This is a genomic window from Campylobacter concisus (genome assembly GCF_050447485.1).
GTDB lineage: Bacteria > Campylobacterota > Campylobacteria > Campylobacterales > Campylobacteraceae > Campylobacter_A > Campylobacter_A concisus_BQ.
The window spans coordinates 14,468-28,251 of sequence record NZ_JALMFY010000002.1 but is presented as its reverse complement, the minus strand read 5'-3'; the positions used below and the strand labels follow the sequence as shown (position 1 = coordinate 28,251).

The 13,784-nt window shown below is 40.5% G+C and carries 16 protein-coding genes; 11 read left to right on the top strand and 5 right to left on the bottom strand.

Going from position 1 to position 13,784, the window contains the following annotated elements:
• Nucleotides 1-6: 6 nt before the first annotated feature.
• Together MTT29_RS09530 and rpiB are read right to left on the bottom strand one after the other, a co-directional pair.
• Nucleotides 7-339 carry a hypothetical protein gene (locus tag MTT29_RS09530; RefSeq protein WP_002939538.1) on the bottom strand — a complete coding sequence of 111 codons (333 nt, stop codon included), beginning with the start codon at nt 337-339 and terminating at the stop codon, nt 7-9.
• The gene (gene rpiB, locus MTT29_RS09525) at nt 336-779 is read right to left on the bottom strand and encodes a ribose 5-phosphate isomerase B (protein ID WP_103604696.1); all 444 of its coding nucleotides are present in this window, start codon (nt 777-779) and stop codon (nt 336-338) included. The genes MTT29_RS09530 and rpiB overlap by 4 nt, the downstream gene beginning before the upstream one ends.
• Nucleotides 780-888: 109 nt before the next feature.
• Here rpiB and MTT29_RS09520 point away from each other — a divergent pair, with 109 nt between their 5' ends.
• A complete protein-coding gene (locus tag MTT29_RS09520; RefSeq protein ID WP_429800490.1) occupies nt 889-2,274 on the top strand; it encodes a DUF4139 domain-containing protein in 1,386 nt (461 codons plus the stop codon).
• Nucleotides 2,275-2,292: 18 nt separating this feature from the next.
• On the opposite strand, the gene MTT29_RS09515 is transcribed toward MTT29_RS09520, so the two are convergent.
• The 3 genes from MTT29_RS09515 to folD are packed head-to-tail and all read right to left on the bottom strand — an operon-like array spanning nt 2,293 to nt 4,704.
• Entirely contained in the window at nt 2,293-2,949 is a 657-nt protein-coding gene (locus MTT29_RS09515; protein ID WP_429800489.1) for a site-2 protease family protein, read from the bottom strand.
• Nucleotides 2,936-3,841: a signal peptidase I gene (lepB, locus tag MTT29_RS09510; RefSeq protein WP_429800488.1), complete on the bottom strand. Its 906-nt coding sequence runs from the start codon at nt 3,839-3,841 to the stop codon at nt 2,936-2,938. Before lepB ends, MTT29_RS09515 begins: the two co-directional genes overlap by 14 nt.
• 11 nt (nt 3,842-3,852) lie before the next feature.
• Nucleotides 3,853-4,704, bottom strand: a complete 852-nt coding sequence (gene folD, locus MTT29_RS09505) for a bifunctional methylenetetrahydrofolate dehydrogenase/methenyltetrahydrofolate cyclohydrolase FolD (protein ID WP_012001452.1) — start codon at nt 4,702-4,704, stop codon at nt 3,853-3,855.
• A gap of 83 nt (nt 4,705-4,787) precedes the next feature.
• On the opposite strand from folD, the gene MTT29_RS09500 reads away from it, so the two are divergent.
• From MTT29_RS09500 to MTT29_RS09455, 10 genes are all read left to right on the top strand, one after another.
• Entirely contained in the window at nt 4,788-5,390 is a 603-nt protein-coding gene (locus MTT29_RS09500) for a c-type cytochrome (protein ID WP_429800487.1), read from the top strand.
• Entirely contained in the window at nt 5,387-6,670 is a 1,284-nt protein-coding gene (gene hemL, locus MTT29_RS09495) for a glutamate-1-semialdehyde 2,1-aminomutase (protein ID WP_429800486.1), read from the top strand. Before MTT29_RS09500 ends, hemL begins: the two co-directional genes overlap by 4 nt.
• Complete coding sequence (locus MTT29_RS09490) at nt 6,670-6,951, top strand: AtpZ/AtpI family protein (protein ID WP_087582590.1); 282 nt, start codon at nt 6,670-6,672, stop codon at nt 6,949-6,951. Before hemL ends, MTT29_RS09490 begins: the two co-directional genes overlap by 1 nt.
• Nucleotides 6,935-7,453 (top strand): hypothetical protein, encoded by a 519-nt coding sequence (locus MTT29_RS09485; RefSeq protein WP_223231290.1) that lies wholly within the window; start codon nt 6,935-6,937, stop codon nt 7,451-7,453. The genes MTT29_RS09490 and MTT29_RS09485 overlap by 17 nt, the downstream gene beginning before the upstream one ends.
• Nucleotides 7,443-8,687, top strand: coding sequence for an MFS transporter (locus MTT29_RS09480; protein ID WP_429800485.1), 1,245 nt, complete (start codon nt 7,443-7,445; stop codon nt 8,685-8,687). Before MTT29_RS09485 ends, MTT29_RS09480 begins: the two co-directional genes overlap by 11 nt.
• Nucleotides 8,688-8,690: 3 nt before the next feature.
• Nucleotides 8,691-10,337 carry a flagellar hook-length control protein FliK gene (locus MTT29_RS09475; protein ID WP_429800484.1) on the top strand — a complete coding sequence of 549 codons (1,647 nt, stop codon included), beginning with the start codon at nt 8,691-8,693 and terminating at the stop codon, nt 10,335-10,337.
• Nucleotides 10,334-10,600, top strand: coding sequence for a FlhB-like flagellar biosynthesis protein (locus MTT29_RS09470; RefSeq protein ID WP_223227339.1), 267 nt, complete (start codon nt 10,334-10,336; stop codon nt 10,598-10,600). The genes MTT29_RS09475 and MTT29_RS09470 overlap by 4 nt, the downstream gene beginning before the upstream one ends.
• A gap of 66 nt (nt 10,601-10,666) precedes the next feature.
• Nucleotides 10,667-12,367, top strand: coding sequence for a methyl-accepting chemotaxis protein (locus MTT29_RS09465; protein ID WP_429800483.1), 1,701 nt, complete (start codon nt 10,667-10,669; stop codon nt 12,365-12,367).
• A gap of 34 nt (nt 12,368-12,401) precedes the next feature.
• A complete protein-coding gene (locus MTT29_RS09460; RefSeq protein WP_103616498.1) occupies nt 12,402-12,968 on the top strand; it encodes a CheB methylesterase domain-containing protein in 567 nt (188 codons plus the stop codon).
• A complete protein-coding gene (locus MTT29_RS09455) occupies nt 12,958-13,782 on the top strand; it encodes a CheR family methyltransferase (RefSeq protein WP_107831799.1) in 825 nt (274 codons plus the stop codon). Before MTT29_RS09460 ends, MTT29_RS09455 begins: the two co-directional genes overlap by 11 nt.
• Nucleotides 13,783-13,784 lie beyond the last annotated feature (2 nt).

Below are 13,784 nucleotides of genomic sequence, written 5' to 3'. Positions count from 1 at the left end.
TTGAGATTATAGTAGCGCTTCGATCTTGCCTTCAAGCTCACGTATGCGTTGCCTTAGCTTGTCGTTTTCTAGGCGGTACTGGGAATTTCTTGTGCGAAGTGAGGTGACGTCGTTTTTTGTTTTGTTTAGCTCGTCCGTCAAAATATCGATGTTACCGAGGCTGCGTTGCAGCTGGATCTGAAATTTTCTTATGACGACCTCGGTGTCTTGGAGGTTATTTTTCATAAAATCTTTTGTCGCACGCTCTTTTTTTAGAAGCGTTTTGAAGTAAAAAACCATGACGGTTAGGTAGATCGCGGCACAAACAAGAGCGGTAAAAACGATCCACTCGCCTATCATTTGCCTGCCTCAAGCTCTATTTTTTTGACTCGTCTTTCGTGTCTGCCACCTGCAAACTCAGTCTTTAAAAAGGCTTCTACCGCCGAAATAGCAACGCCTGCACCGATAACCCTTGCGCCAAAAGCGATGACATTTGCGTCATTGTGCTCTCTGGCAAGTCTTGCGGTAAATTCATCGTGACAAAGGGCACACCTAACGTTTTCATGCCTGTTTGCAGCTATTGAGATGCCAATGCCTGTGCCACAAACTAGCACGCCGTAGCAGTTAGGCTCAAGCTTGCTCGCTAACAAATGCGCATAATCAGGGTAATCAACGCTATTTTTATCATTTGCACCAAGATCAACCACTTCGTATCCAAGCCCTTTAATAGCCTCTTTAAGCTCGTTTTTTAGCTCAAAACCAGCGTGATCGCTAGCTAAGAAAACTTTATCTATCTTCATGAAAAGTCCGTTAAATTTTTTGTTGATTATAGTCAAAGTTGCATTAAAATAAAATTTTACTCTCAGCCAAAATGAAGCTATAATTTACCAAAAATTTAAAGGAGAAAATGTGAAAAAAGTGCTCTTTTTAGCGGCTTCTACGCTAGCCTTTGCAAATGAAAATCTAATAGAGATCTACACAGATCAAACGATCATCACTCAAAAATTTAATGACGCAAATAGCTCTTTTAGCGCCTTTGTGCCAGAGGGTGTGCAGAGTGAGAACATCACTATAAATGGGGATTGTGACGCGAATGCTTATCTAAAAAAGATAAGCGAAGAAAATAGCCAAAGTTACATAAAATGGAAGCAAGAAGTTGTAAATTTAAATAATAAACTTGAGGCGCTAAATGCAAGAGGTAGGTTTATAGAGCAAGCTTTGATAGGAGAAAATAAAAGTAACGATGTGACAAAAAGAGCTGATGAGTTTTATAAATTTAGCCTAGAAAATATCGAGAAAATTTCAACTGCTAAAAGTGAGCTTGAAGTGCTTAAAGAAAATGAGCCAAAGAGCGAAATGGCTGGATTTTTGCAGCTTGATATGAAATTTGCTTGCAGCCCAAAAGAGGCGACGCTTTCATATATGGATGATGAGGCGCCAAAGACGCTAAATGAAATTTATGCAGACACAAAAAACAAAAATATCTTAATAAAACAAGAAATTTTACTCACCAACCCATTTGCAAGTGAAGTTAAAAATTTAAAGCTCGCTATCTATCCGACCAGATATCAAAAGGCGCTTGCTCCAAGCAAGTTTTACCCTTGGTATGAGGAGAGCGAGGCTGAAGCTGATGGTTACGGCGCTTCAAAAAATATGCTAAGAGCTGCGAAAGTCGCTGCTGAGGTCGCTGATATGCGTGTGCAAAGAGATGAGAACGAGTTTGCCAAAATTTGGAAGATAGATGGGATAAATTTAGCAAAAGGCGAGAGCAAATATATAACTTACGATACACAAAAAATGGACGCAAATTTTAGCGTTTTTGCTGATTTTTACGGCTCACTAAAGGCATATAACGTAGCTAGCTTTAAGCTAAATGACGATCTAACGCCAGCTAAAACGCAGTTTTACGTTAATGGTGTGAGTGTCGGTAGTCCAAGCGAGTTTGAGATGAAAGCTAAAGATGAGCCAGTGCAGTTATTTTTAGGACAAAACGAGCTAATCGAGCTTAAAAAAGAGCGATTAAATAAATTTAAAAAGAGCTCGCTTCTTGGCAAAGACCGCATAAGCGAAGAGGGCTATGAGATAAGTGTAAAAAATAACTCAAGTAAGAGTGTCGATGTCACTTTGGTTGATCGCGTGCCAGTATCTGCTGACGAGGCTGTAAAGGTTGAGATAAAGGGCTTTGATAAAAAAGATATCAGCAAAGATGGCAAGGTGGAGCTTAAATTTAGCCTTGCGCCAAAAGAGGAATTTAAAAAAGAGTACTCTTATAAGATCACAAAGCCAAAAATTTAGAGCAAATTTGCTCTAAATTTAGCCATTTATAAAGGCGCTTGCGATATCTAAAACGTATCTTGTCGGATAAAAGATAGTATCTTTTAAAGGCGAAATGAGGATGATGATAAGGATGACAAATCCGTATCTTGAGATACTCTCAAGCTTTTCTGCCAGTGCGTGAAAGCCAAAATTTCTAAGCGCATACTCCAGTGCGTGAAAGCCGTCAAGTGGTGGGATCGGATAGAGGTTAAAGATGGCTAACATCAAATTTAAAAGCGCAAGCGTAAATAAAAACTGAAGTAAAATTTCAAAGGTTTCTATGTTTAATAAAGCTTTTAACACAAAAAGCGACAAGATGCCTAGGATGATGTTGTAGCAAATGCCAGCTAGACTTACGTAGATAGCTGCCTTGTAGCCGCCATTTCGCACGACTGTGTAGGTATTCACAGGCACTGGTTTTGCCCAGCCAAACATCATACCAGTGCTTAGATAAAGCACCAATGGCACGATGATAGTGCCAACAAGATCGATGTGTTTTATGGGGTTTATGCTAAGTCTGCCAAGATTTTTTGCTGTGTTATCGCCAAATTTATAAGCGACATATCCGTGAGCGATCTCATGACCGACGATGGCGATTATTAAAGATAGGACGATAGTAGCGACTTTTATGGGGTCAAAATTAGTGAAGTCCATCAACTTCTCCTTCTTTTAGAGCTTGTTTTGTGAAAAACTCATCGTTTTCTATCGTATCTACAAAGCGTCCGATACGCTCCCAGCGCACATTGTAGTTATTGTCCCAGCTAAAATATATAAACCAAGGCTGACCAACTATATCTTTATAAGCCACGCTTCCCCAAAAACGGCTATCGTTTGAGTGGTCGCGGTTGTCGCCTATCATAAAGTACTCATCTTTTGGCACTTTGACGTAAAAAGCGTTAAAGTTAAAATTTGGATTTTGCGGTAGTGAGCTAATGAGCGCTGGCTTCATAAAAACGTTTGATTTGTTTGTATTTAGCATGAAAACCATCTGCTCAAATAAATTTACATTTTCATCGTAGTGGATGCCGCTAAATCTATATGGCTCTTTTATGAAAAGCTTGCCATCAAGCTCGACAACATCGCTACATGAGTAGCCAAATTTACTCTCTTTGCCGTTTAAATTTTCACGGCAGTTTGCCTTTATAAAGCTATCTCCCTCTTTTGGGCGTAGATAGAGGGCTTTTTCAGTAAAAACGATCTCGTCCTCGCTAGTTGCAAAGCAGCGCTTTACAAAGTGAGTTTTCTCATCATTTGGATAGCGAAATACGACTATATCGCCCCTTGCAGGACCATCGCCAGTTATAAGGTGACCATTGTCATTTAGCTCAGGTAAAATTTTCATCTCAAGCCATGGAATTCTTGGCGTTGGTATGCCATAAACATACTTTTTAGCAAATAAAAAATCCCCAACCAAAAGCGTGTTTTTCATCGAACCAGACGGGATCACAAAGGCTTGAGCTACAAAGAAAATGACAAGCAAAACGATGATAACCGTACCTGTCCAGCTCGAGCAAAAGTCATAAAATTTAGTAAAAGCTCTCTTCATTATCTCACTCTTTAATTTTTAGCTATCTTTGCTTGTGCAGCAAGGATTGTGTTGTTTAAAAGCATGGCTATGGTCATCGGGCCAACGCCGCCAGGAACAGGCGTGATATATGAGCATTTTGGTGCGACCTCGTCAAAATCCACATCACCCACAAGCCTGCCATCATCAAGTCTGTTTATGCCTACATCAACGACTACTGCTCCATCTTTTACCATGTCAGCCTTTAAAAAAAATGGCTTACCAATGGCTGCAACGATAAGGTCAGCATTTTTGCAAATTTCTTTTAAATTTTTAGTCTTGCTGTGCGTCACAGTAACCGTTGCAGAGGCATTTAGGAGTAAATTTGCCATAGGTTTGCCAACGATGTTGCTTCTGCCGATCACCACTGCATTTAGCCCAGCTACTTCTATGCCATACTCTTTTAAAATCTCCATCACGCCAAGTGGTGTACAAGGCACGAAGCCGTCAAGTCCGCTAACAAGCTTGCCAACATTTACAGCGTGAAAGCCATCTACATCTTTTCGTGGATCGATCGCTGCGAGCACGACGTTTGTATCGATGTGCTTTGGCAGTGGCAGTTGAACCAAGATGCCATGGATGCTATCGTCTAAATTTAGCACGTTTATAAGTGCTAGAAGCTCGTTTTGGGTTGTATTTTCGCTTAGACGGTGAGCCACGCTTTTTATGCCGTATTCGTTGCAGGCTTTCTCTTTGGCTCTAACGTATGTTTGAGATGCCTTATCTTCGCCGACCAAGACGACGGCCAAGGTTGGCTCGACACCAAATTTCTTTAGCTCATCAGCTCTTACTTTTACGCTTTCTTTGACCTTTAAAGATACGGCTTTTCCGTCTAAAATTTTCATATTTGATCCTTACTTAAAAGCTTTTTTAATCACAAGGGTGGTATCATACCTAAAAATAAATTAAATTTTTAAAAGAGAGGTTTATGAGGTCTGTTTTTTTGATTTTGCTTTTTTGCGTGGCGATTTTTGGTGCTGATTTTATCACAAAGACCGAGTACGCCAAGATGCTCTACCTAAATCCACGTGGCATAGGCTGTGACAAATGTCACGGCGCAAAGGGCGAAGGCAGTCTGATCTCTAAATACAAGCACTTTGACAAAAAGGCAAACAAAACGGTCGATGATGAGCTTAGAGCACCAAAGATAAATGATATAGAATTTGAAAGCTTTAAAGCCGCTCTAACAAAGCCAAAAGGTGTCATGCCAAGCTACTTTTTGACAGACGAAGAGACGACTATACTTTATGAATACATCACAAATCAGATGAAACCTCCTGCAAAAGCGCCAAAAACACAAAATTTAGCCAAGTCAGCCACGCCTGCTGCTACGCAAAAACAGCCTGAACCCGCTAAAACTGCGCCAAGCGAAAAAACTGCAGAGCCAGCTAAAAGCACCCCGGCAAAACCAGCTGAGCCCGCAAAGCCAGCTAACACGCAGGCGCAAAAGACACCAGCAAAACCAGCAATAAATCAAAAAGATAATCAAAAGACAAATTTAAAAACACAAAATCAAAAGGATAAAAAATGACAAATAAAGAGGCATTTAGCGAAGCTAAAAAGTATATCCCAGGTGGCGTAAATTCACCTGTTCGTGCATTTGGCAGTGTTGGTGGCGAGCCTGTGATGATAGATCATGCTAGGGGTGCTTATCTATACGACGTCGAGGGCAAAAAGTACCTTGACTTCATCCAAAGCTGGGGTCCGCTCATCTTTGGTCATTGCGACAAAGACATAGAAGAAGCGATCATCTCTGCTGTAAAACAAGGCGTTTCTTACGGCGCTCCATCTCCAAAAGAGACCGCTCTAGCAAAGCTAATATGTGATGAGTTTAAACAAATAGATAAAATTCGCTTCGTTAGCTCTGGCACAGAGGCTACCATGAGTGCTATCAGAGTGGCTAGAGGCTACTCTAAAAAAGATGGACTTATCAAATTTGAAGGCTGCTACCACGGACACAGCGACGCACTTCTTATCAAAGCAGGAAGTGGCGCTACGACATACGGCAACGCTTCAAGTGGCGGCGTGCCACAAGATGTTGTGAAAAATACATTTTTAGCTATCTACAACGATATAGAGAGCGTAAAAGCCATCTTTGAAAACAACAAAGACAAAATAGGCGTCGTCATAATCGAGCCTATCGCTGGAAATATGGGGCTTGTGCCAGCTGATAAGAAATTTTTAGAAGAGCTTAGGGCGCTTTGCGATAAATTTGGCGCAGTGCTTATACTTGATGAAGTTATGAGCGGTTTTAGAGCTTCTCGCCTTGGCTCATATCCATTTCACGAAGTAGATGCCGATCTTGTCACATTTGGCAAAGTTATAGGCGGAGGCATGAACGTCGCTGCATTTGGCGGTAAGGCTGAAATTATGGACTGCTTAAGCCCTGAAGGTGCAGTATATCAAGCAGGTACGCTAAGTGGCAACCCAGTGGCGATGAGCGCTGGTATAGCGGCTATTTCAAAGATAAATAGCGACATAAATTTATACGCTAGACTTGAAAAACTAGCTAAAAAACTAATGGAGGGCTTCAAAGAGGCAGCAAAGAGCGCTGGTATCGCTATACAAACCGATGTTCGTGGCTCGATGTTTGGCTACTTTTTTACAGAGCACGCCGTGAAAAACTACGACGATGCGTTAAAGAGCGATACAAAGCTCTTTGCTAAATTTCATCAAGCGATGCTTAGACGCGGAATTTATCTTGCACCTAGTCAGTTTGAGACGGGATTTATCTGCGATGCGATGAGTGAAGCGGATATCGACCTAGCGGTAAGTGCAGCTAAAGAGGCATTTTTGGAGATAAAAGCTTAATGGCAAAATTTAAGATAAAAGATATTGTAGCAGGTGCTGAGCAGCTAAGTCTTGGTATATCTATGGTCGTGGCTGTGGTTATCGGCACTGGGCTGGGGTATCTTGTAAAAAAGGCTACAAATTTCACGCCAGCGCTTTGGATAGGGCTTGCTTTTGGCATCGCAGCTGCCATTTTAAACGTTTATAAAGCCTACAAAGCGCAGGTTAAAAGCTTAGATGAGCTAAAGGATGAAGCTAGATATAAAGGCTATAAAAAAGACGATGATGACGAGGACGATTAGCAGGCTTTTTATTTGCTACTTTGCGCTTTGGCTAGCCCTTAGCGCGGTTGGCAAATTTATATCAAATCAATTTTTTATAAGCTCGCAAATTTCATTTTTTGCCTCGCTTATCATCCTAACGGCTAGTTTTTTTGCCTATAAAAACCGCATAAATTCAAGGCTAGAAAATGCAAGAGGGGAAATTTTAGCCAAGATAGAAGAAGAGGACGAAGAAGATGATGAAATTTTGCCCCAGAATGAGGCAAAAGAATTTAGCCTAAAAGATGAAAAAGCAAGGCTAAAAAAGCAGAAATTTTCATTTAAAGATAGAAGCTTTGTGGCAGCCTTTATGCCTTATCGCTTGGTTGCGTATGCGATACTTTTTTTTGGATTTATATTTTTAAAAAATGAAAATTTACTAAACGTGCCTGGCTTTTTAGTGGGGCTTGCTCCGATGCCTATTGGAGCTTTTATCTTTGGGATAATGCAAAATAATTTAAGAAAGGACGCAGATGGCAAGTAGTTTTAGGATCATTCGCTCGATGGGACCGCTATTTTTGGGCATGAGCCTGCTTTTTATAGGAAACGGCCTAGTTATCGCCTCTTGTAGTGCGCTACTTAAGCAAAATGGCGTAGGCGAGCTTGCGATTGGACTAATTAACACTGGATTTTTCATAGGAGCGTTAATTAGCACGATCACAGCGCACAGGATCATCTCAACCACTGGCCACATCAGAGCTTTTGCTATCTTTTCAGCTATATTTGCAGTCTCAGCCATGCTTCACGCCATAAGTGAAAATTTGATCTTTTGGGCGATTTTGCGAGCCTTTTTGGGATATTGCTACTACGCACTTTTGATGGTTATAGAAAGCTGGCTAAATGCTAAAATCCCAAACAAGATAAGATCGCGTGTCATCGCCTTTTACGAGTGCGTTTTCTACACGAGCTTTGGACTTGGAATTTTGATCTTAGCGCTTGATCTTAGCGCATTTGAAATTTTCATCATCAGCGCAGCCTTTATCATGCTCTCAAGCATACCTTTAAATTTAATCCGCATCAATCAGCCTCAAATCCCGCAGCGCCAACCCATAAACATCCCTAAAATTTTTGGCATCGTCCCACTTGCCCTCGTAGGAGCGCTAGTTGCAGGACTTGCGATAAATGGCTTTTTTTCTATGGCAAGCCTCTTTGTCTTGCTTCAAGGATATAGCGCAAAAGAGGCGTCATTTTTTATGACCATAGCGATGGCTGGGGGTTTTTTAGCTCAAACGTTTATCGGAGGCTTTTCAGATAGATACGGCAGACGCCCAGCGCTCTTGCTTTGCAGCGCCGTGGCATTAGTTAGTGCAGCACTCTTTTTGCTAAATGGCTCAAATTTGATCATTCAATACATACTTTCATTTTTCTTTGGCGGTGGCATTTTTTGCACATACGGACTTTCGCTCGCTAGGGCAAATGACGAGATCACAGACAAGACAAAGAGCGTCCAAGTGGCGCGTGCGCTGCTTTTTAGCTACTCTTTTGCCTCGCTTTTCTCGCCACTTCTTATGAGCTATGCGATGAAAATTTTTGGCGCATTTGGCTTTATCTATGTCTATTTGGTGCTTTATGTTGGGCTTATTTTGTTTGCACTAACTCAAAAGACCATACCACAGCACATGAGAAAAGACTACAACGACAGGCTCGTTGCAAGGACGGCTGGCATCGCGACTATTCAGCAAAATGGCAATTTTGCCGATAGAGAAAATAAAAAGTAGAAAATGGACGTAGCAAATTCTCTAAATATATCAAACACCTCGGTTCAAACTGGGCAAAACGCCGCTCAAAACGCGCCTGTCCGTAAAAACGAGGGTTCGCTTTTTAAAAATCAGCCAGCCCAGACGCCAAGCGAACAAACCGTCTCAAACGCCCTTGATAACGTTGGTAAGCTAGTTGCAAGGGTGCTTGATGATCTAAAAAGTGCTTCAAGCCTTAGCAGGGCTGAGCAAATTTTATCTCAGGCAAAAGATACAAAGATCGCTCCAAATTTAGCTAGTGAGCTCTCAGACCTTGCCAAAAGCCTAGAGGCAGAAGCTGCGCAAAATGAAAGCCCTGAGATAAAGAGCCTTGCTCTAAAACTAAAAGAATTTCTAAAGCCAATCGCCGATCTAAAAGCTGGCTCGCTAAATGATCAGATCAAAAACTCTGGCGTCATGCTTGAAGCAAATTTAAAAGATGCGCTTACCCCAGAGAAGCTGCCAAGCTCGATACAAAAGCTACTAAGCGATATAAAAAATCTCTCAAATCAAAATTTACTTAGTCAAATTTTAACCCTAAATGATGAGAGCTTGGATAATCAAAACTCGTTTATGAAGCTTACTTCTATGCTTGAAAAAGCGAGCGGTGATGCTAAAAACATCCTTGATAACTCAAGTGTAAAAACGCTTTTAAAAGATGTGGATAAGCTTGATAATGTGGCTAAATTTCTAGATAAAAACTTCTCAAAAGAACAAAGCGCAGACGCTGTTAAAAATCAGACCAGTAAGATGGAGAATTTAATCTCAAATTTAAGCGAGAAGGTAGGAAATTTAGCTAGCGAAAAGTTAAATCAAAGTGTGGCTTTTAGCTCAAATCACAAAGAGCTAAAAGCTATCCTTGAGAGCCTAAAAAACGATCTAAAAATGCTAAATAATATAGGTGATGAGGCTGGGCTTGTAAAGGCGTTTAACGAGGTTAGTGACGTCTCAAAAGAGGGCAGCTTGCAAGATAAGCTCCAAAGTGCAGCAAGACGCCTAGCTCATAGCCTTAGCCTAGCAGACCCAGAAGCAAGTGCGGCAAAAAGCGATCTAGCCGAAAGTAAGGCGCTTTTAAAGCAGCTAAAACTAGCCACTAACGACATAAACAACATCACGACAAAGAGCCAGAGTGAAATTTCAAAGGTGCTAAATCAAGATGTAAAAAGCACGCTTTTAAATATCAGCGAAAAGAGCCAAAATACCCAGACCGTCAATGCTGCAAACAAGATGATCTCGCAAATAGAAATGCATCAGATGGTCTCAAGCTTGCAAGGAGGCATACAAACTTATATGCCATATATCTGGGACGGCGTGGAGGGCGGAAATGTCGCGTTTAAACAGGGCAAAAAGGATAAATTTTATGCCCAGATCGATCTAAATTTTAAGAAATTTGGCCAGATAAATGTGATGGTGGGGCTTGTGGATAAACGCTATATCGATCTATCGGTGGCAACGCAGACAAATGAGTTTAAAGAGCTCATTTTATCTAGCTCAAGCGAGCTAAAGCAAGCGATCTCAAAGCTTGGACTAATCGTTTCAAATTTTAACATCAAGACTTCGCCAAAGGTGAAGCTAAATGATAGATTTAAAAATTTTGGCGGCCTTGATGTGGGCTTTGATAAGAAAATTTGATGCAAGTAAATAAGAAAAAAGCCGTTGCCCTTGGCTACAACAGATCGCAAGATAACGCTCCAAAGGTGCTTGCAAGCGGTGCTGGCGAGATAGCAAACAAGATAATAAGCCTTGCAAAAGAGCATGACATACCGATCAAAGAGGATCCTGATCTCATTGAAATTTTAAGCAAGGTCGAGGTCGATCAAGAGATACCGCCAAATTTATATAAAGCGGTGGCTGAGATATTTAGCTTTTTATATAAGATCACAAATAAAAAGTAAATATTGCACTTTAATAGTGCTATAATCTCAAAATTAAGGAAATTTAAACATTAAAAAGGAGGTATTATGAAAATTTCATCAAAAGTGACGATGATGATTGTCTCGTCCCTACTGGTGCTTGGAGCCATCTTAGTCTTTCTAAACATTTACGAGCAAAACAAAGCGATAGAATTTTCCACCAAACAGCTGACTGAAACGATCTTAGCCGACAAAAGAGCAGCTTTAAGTGAAGAGATGGATATCGTTTCAAACATTTTGCTAAAAATTCAAGAGGTCTATGACGACGCAAACGAGACCATAGAAGATCAAAAAGAAGATATTATCGACTATCTCTCAAGGGCTAGATTTGGTGATGGTAAGCTTGGTTACTTTAGTCTCTCAACAATAGATGGTGTGGTTATTGCAAACCCTGGTATACCTGAATTTAATGGACAAAATAGGCTTGATGCAACTGACGCAAATGGCTATAAATATGTAAAAGAGCTTATCGAAAAGGCTAAGCAAAATAGTAATGGAGACTTTGTAAATTTTGTTGCGAAGTCAAAGGATGGCAATACTATAAGAAAGATAGCACGTGGACAAAAGCTAAATTTATTTCATGAGGATGTGCTTTTGATGTCTGTTGTTGATCTTGAGGGTATGTATAAAGAGATAGATAAAATTTCAGCTACCATGCAAAATGATGCCAATGCAAACACTACAAATTTCATCGTCATAGCCGTCGTAGTTTTAATCATCTCACTAATAGTTGCCATGCTCTACTCTAAATTTTCTATCACAAAACCGCTAAATGAGCTAATCTTGCGAGCTACAAACCTCTCAAGTGGCGATGGCGATCTAACAAGAAAACTAGAAGTCGTCGGCAAAGATGAGATAGCAAAGGCAAGCGAAGCCATAAATAAATTTATAGAAAAAGTAAGGGTTTTAATCGCAGAGGCAAAAGATATCTCAAATGAAAACAGCTCCATCGCAAACGAGCTTAGCTCAACCTCCGTCCAAACTGGTCGCGGGGTAGAAAACTCAAGCAAGATAGTTCAGAGCGCTGGGAAGGATTGCGCTGAGATACAATCATATATGAAAGATTCAATCGAAGTTGCAAAAGGTGGCAAAGATGATCTTCAAAAGGCGCTAAGCTACGTTGATGAGACGCTAAATACCATCTCAAATTTATCTTCAGAGATCGCTCAGACATCTGATATTGAAAATCAAATGGCTGGCAAGATTGAGCAGCTTAGCCGTGACGCTGAGCAGGTTAAATCAGTCCTTGTTGTTATCAACGACATCGCTGATCAGACAAATTTACTAGCTCTTAACGCAGCCATCGAAGCAGCACGTGCAGGCGAGCATGGACGTGGCTTTGCAGTCGTTGCAGATGAGGTTAGAAAGCTAGCTGAGCGCACTCAAAAGAGCCTTACTGAGATAAACGCAACTATCAACGTCATCGTTCAAGCTATAAATGAAAGTAGCGAGCAAATGAGTATAAACTCTAAGCAAATAAGCGAGCTAACAGGCGTGGCAAACAACGCGCAAAACACCATAAGAGATATGAGTGGTATCATGAGATCAGCCATAGGACTGTCTGATAAAACTATCGAGGACTATATAAAGACTGGCAAGGATATTGACGATATAGTAAAAAGCATGGAGGGCATAAGTCAAATTTCATCTCAAAGTGCAAGAAGCGTAGAAGAGATAGCTTCAGCTGCTGAGCATCTAAACAAGATGACAGATACGCTAAATGCAAAACTTGACGAATTTAGAACTTGATTTGTGTGGTAAATTTTAAATTTAAAGGCAATTAGTGGCTCAAAAACTGGTCTTAATAGGGGCTTCTACAGGAGGCCCAGGTCATATAAAAAAACTATTAAAAGATATAAATTTAAATGGTGCGATGGTCGTCATAGCTCAGCATATGAACAAGATGTTTATAAACTCATTTGTCACGCAAATGGGCAGGGAGTGCAACATAAATGTTGAAATTCTAAGCGAAAAGACAAATTTAAAAGAAAATATCGTCTATATCTGTGATCAAAATTTTGAAATTTCAGCGACTTTGCCAGTTAGTGCAAAGCCACAACCTGAGATAAAAACGATATATACGCCAAATGTTGATGTACTTTTTAACTCAGGCACGCAGATCTCCAAAAATGTAAATTTACTTGCGATCTTGCTAACTGGCATCGGCGATGATGGCGCAGCTGGGCTTGATAAGCTCTATAAAGCAGGTGCAAAATGCATAGCTGAAAATGAAGAGAGCGCGATAGTTTATGGCATGCCAAAGCGTGCTAAAGAGCTAAATCAAAATTTAAAATCGTTAAATTTAATGATGATAAGAAAAGAGCTTGAGGAGTTTTTAAATGCTTTTTAACAAAGTGGATAAACAAAGCGAAGTTTTAGAGGCAAAAGCACCAAGCGATATGGATGGATTTAACGAATTTATGAGCACTATAAAGACGCTTTGCGGGGTTGATCTGGAGCCAAAGAGAGACATCACTCTGCAAAGAGTTAGTATATTTGCCAAAAATCGCCAGATAAAAAGCTTTAAAGATCTAGTTTCGATGATAAGATTTGACACGCTGCTTAGGCAAGATCTTTTAAATTTAGTCACCGTAAATGAGACATATTTTTATAGAGAGTTAGCCCAGCTAAAAGACGTGATCTACTACGCAAAAGAGCTTGGGGAGGCTAGAATTTTATGCGCGCCTTGCTCAACTGGCGATGAGGTCTATTCGCTTGCTATGCTTGCTTATGAATTTGGTCTTAAACAAAGTGATATCCAGCTAACTGGCATCGACATAAACTCAGAAGCCATACAAGCTTGTAGCGTAGGAAGCTATGGCGAGAGGAGCTTACATAGGCTAAGCGAGTTTCAAAAGGAGAGATTTTTTACAAAAGTTGATGATAAATTTCAGATAAAAAAAGAAATTTTACCAAGGTGTGAGTTTAAAATTTTAAATGTTTTTGATGATGCGATGTTTAATCTTGGTAAATTTGACATCGTCCTTTCAAGAAATATGATGATATATTTTGACGACGAATTTAGGCTAAAATGCGTCGAAAGGCTTCATAAGCTACTTAAGCCAGAGGGCAGGCTCTACGCAGGACACGCTGATCTTGTGCCATACACCCCACTTTACACAAAGCGTTTTTCAAACGGAGCTACATATTACGAGCGCGCTTAAGG

Excerpts from the sequence above, each read along its gene's own strand:
- MTT29_RS09455 (WP_107831799.1), top strand. The coding sequence starts at position 12,958 with ATGCTTTTTAACAAAGTGGATAAACAAAGCGAAGTTTTAGAGGCAAAA.
- MTT29_RS09490 (WP_087582590.1), top strand. The coding sequence starts at position 6,670 with ATGGCAAAATTTAAGATAAAAGATATTGTAGCAGGTGCTGAGCAGCTA.
- lepB (WP_429800488.1), bottom strand. The coding sequence starts at position 3,841 with ATGAAGAGAGCTTTTACTAAATTTTATGACTTTTGCTCGAGCTGGACA.
- hemL (WP_429800486.1), top strand. The coding sequence starts at position 5,387 with ATGACAAATAAAGAGGCATTTAGCGAAGCTAAAAAGTATATCCCAGGT.
- folD (WP_012001452.1), bottom strand. The coding sequence starts at position 4,704 with ATGAAAATTTTAGACGGAAAAGCCGTATCTTTAAAGGTCAAAGAAAGC.
- MTT29_RS09500 (WP_429800487.1), top strand. The coding sequence starts at position 4,788 with ATGAGGTCTGTTTTTTTGATTTTGCTTTTTTGCGTGGCGATTTTTGGT.
- MTT29_RS09480 (WP_429800485.1), top strand. The coding sequence starts at position 7,443 with ATGGCAAGTAGTTTTAGGATCATTCGCTCGATGGGACCGCTATTTTTG.
- MTT29_RS09475 (WP_429800484.1), top strand. The coding sequence starts at position 8,691 with ATGGACGTAGCAAATTCTCTAAATATATCAAACACCTCGGTTCAAACT.
- MTT29_RS09465 (WP_429800483.1), top strand. The coding sequence starts at position 10,667 with ATGAAAATTTCATCAAAAGTGACGATGATGATTGTCTCGTCCCTACTG.
- MTT29_RS09515 (WP_429800489.1), bottom strand. The coding sequence starts at position 2,949 with ATGGACTTCACTAATTTTGACCCCATAAAAGTCGCTACTATCGTCCTA.
- MTT29_RS09485 (WP_223231290.1), top strand. The coding sequence starts at position 6,935 with ATGACGAGGACGATTAGCAGGCTTTTTATTTGCTACTTTGCGCTTTGG.
- MTT29_RS09530 (WP_002939538.1), bottom strand. The coding sequence starts at position 339 with ATGATAGGCGAGTGGATCGTTTTTACCGCTCTTGTTTGTGCCGCGATC.
- rpiB (WP_103604696.1), bottom strand. The coding sequence starts at position 779 with ATGAAGATAGATAAAGTTTTCTTAGCTAGCGATCACGCTGGTTTTGAG.